General features: G+C 63.2%; 5 protein-coding genes. All 5 read left to right on the forward strand.

Annotated features, from left to right (window positions below; all coding sequences use genetic code 11):
- A partial coding sequence (gene rplE / locus WCB02_RS32215; protein WP_423964627.1) for a 50S ribosomal protein L5 occupies nt 1-539 on the forward strand: 539 nt, incomplete at its 5' end.
- A 43-nt stretch (nt 540-582) separates the two neighbouring features.
- A complete protein-coding gene (gene rpsN / locus WCB02_RS32220; RefSeq protein ID WP_423964631.1) occupies nt 583-888 on the forward strand; it encodes a 30S ribosomal protein S14 in 306 nt (101 codons plus the stop codon).
- A 13-nt stretch (nt 889-901) separates the two neighbouring features.
- Nucleotides 902-1,300: a 30S ribosomal protein S8 gene (rpsH, locus tag WCB02_RS32225; RefSeq protein WP_423964634.1), complete on the forward strand. Its 399-nt coding sequence runs from the start codon at nt 902-904 to the stop codon at nt 1,298-1,300.
- A gap of 74 nt (nt 1,301-1,374) precedes the next feature.
- Nucleotides 1,375-1,908: a 50S ribosomal protein L6 gene (gene rplF / locus WCB02_RS32230; protein ID WP_423964636.1), complete on the forward strand. Its 534-nt coding sequence runs from the start codon at nt 1,375-1,377 to the stop codon at nt 1,906-1,908.
- 11 nt (nt 1,909-1,919) lie between these two features.
- Nucleotides 1,920-2,189: 50S ribosomal protein L18 (gene rplR, locus WCB02_RS32235; protein WP_423964638.1), on the forward strand; the 270-nt coding region annotated here is incomplete at its 3' end.

The following is a 2,189-nucleotide window of genomic DNA, read 5'->3' on the forward strand; positions in this document are numbered from 1 at the left end:
CCCCGCGCCTGCGCGCGGAATACGACAAGAGCATTCGCGGCAAGCTGACCGAGCAGTTCGGCTATGCCAACATCATGCAGGTGCCGCGGCTGGACAAGGTCGTGCTCAACATGGGCGTGGGCGAAGCCGTCAACGACCGCAAGAAGGCGGAAGTGGCTGCCGCCGACCTGTCGCTGATCGCCGGCCAGAAGGCCGTCGTGACCTATTCGCGCGTCGCGATTTCGACCTTCAAGCTGCGCGAGAACCAGCCGATCGGCTGCAAGGTGACGCTGCGCAAGGCCAAGATGTACGAGTTCATCGATCGCCTGGTGAACGTCGCGCTGCCCCGCGTGCGCGACTTCCGCGGGCTGAATCCGAAGAGCTTCGACGGCCGCGGCAACTATTCGCTCGGCATCAAGGAGCACATCATTTTCCCCGAGATCGACTTCGACAAGGCGGGCGAGTCGTGGGGCATGGACATCACCGTGTGCACCACCGCACCGAGCGACGATGAGGCGCGTGCCTTGTTGACCGCATTCAATTTCCCGTTCCGGCAGTGAGACGCGAAAAAGCCTCTCAAACGCGGAAACCCAGGAGCCAAGCATGGCAAAGAAGAGTTCGATCGAGAAGAACAACCGGCGTATGCGGATGACCAAGAACGCCGCCCCCCAGCGCGCCAAGCTGAAGGCGATCATCGCCGACAGGACCAAGCCGATGGAGGAGCGGTTCGCCGCGACCCTGAAGCTTGCCAAGATGCCGCGCAACGCCTCGGCGACGCGCATTCGCCTGCGCTGCGAGCTGACCGGCCGGCCGCGCTCGAACTACCGCAAGAACAAGCTCAGCCGCATCGCGCTGCGTGAACTCGGCTCCAAGGGGCTGGTTCCCGGCCTCGTGAAGTCGAGCTGGTAAGGGGGGTCGTCAGATGTCAACGCACGATCCGATCAGCGATTTGATCACCCGTATCCGCAACGCGCAGATGCGCGCGAAGTCCAAGGTGTCCTCGCCGGGTTCCAAGATGCGCGCCAGCGTGCTCGAGGTCCTGAAGTCGGAAGGCTACATCCGCGGCTATGCCAGCGTGGAGCACGCTTCGGGGCGCAGCGAGCTCGAGATCGAGCTGAAATATTTCGACGGCGAGCCCGTGATCCGCGAAATCGAGCGGGTCTCCAAGCCCGGACGGCGGGTCTATGCCTCCGTCAGGAACCTGCCGCGGGTCAATAACGGTCTCGGCATTTCGGTGTTGTCGACGCCGAAGGGGATCATGGCCGACCACGACGCGCGTGACGCGAATGTGGGCGGCGAGATTCTCTTCACGGTGTTCTAGTGCGCAGTCCGCAAAACCGGGAAGCGGTTTTGCGATAAGACGACGCACGAGAGTTTAGATAGAGGAATCAAGCGATGTCACGTATTGGCAAGAGGCCTGTGACGGTTCCGTCGGGTGTCACCGCGACCGTCGAGGGCCAGACCGTCAAGATGAAGGGGCCGAAGGGCCAGCTGCAGTTCATCGTCCATGACGACGTCGAGGTGGCGTTGGAGAAGGGCGTGATCAAGGTCGCGCCGCGAAGCGAGACCAACCGCGCGCAGGCGCTTTACGGCACCGCGCGGGCGCAGATCGCCAATCTCGTCGACGGCGTCACCAAGGGGTTCGAGAAGAAGCTGGAAATCACCGGCGTCGGCTATCGCGCCGCGATGCAGGGCAAGAATCTGCAGCTCGCGCTCGGCTACAGCCACGACGTGGTCTATCCGATTCCGGAAGGTATCACGATCGTGGTGCCGAAGCCGACCGAGATCACGATCACCGGCAACGACGTTCAGCGCGTTGGCCAGGTCGCCGCCGAAATCCGCAGCTACCGTCCGCCGGAGCCCTACAAGGGCAAGGGCGTGAAGTACGCGGGTGAATTCATCTTCCGCAAGGAAGGCAAGAAGAAGTAACGGAGCCGGTCATGTCACTCAAGGTTACCAATGCCCGGCGCAAGCAACGCGTGAGAAACGCGCTGCGCCGATCCGCCGGCGGCCGTCCGCGGCTGTCGGTGTTCCGCTCGTCGAAGCATATCTACGCCCAGGTCATCGACGACCTGAAAGGCGAGACGCTGGCCTCGGCCTCGTCGCTGGAGAAGGCGATGCGCGAGAGCGGCAACACCGGTGCCAATATCGACGCCGCCAAGGCTGTCGGAAAGCTGCTGGCGGAACGCGCGGTCAAGAAGGGCGTCACC

It is taken from the genome of Bradyrhizobium sp., from assembly GCF_049581145.1.
Lineage (GTDB): Bacteria > Pseudomonadota > Alphaproteobacteria > Rhizobiales > Xanthobacteraceae > Bradyrhizobium.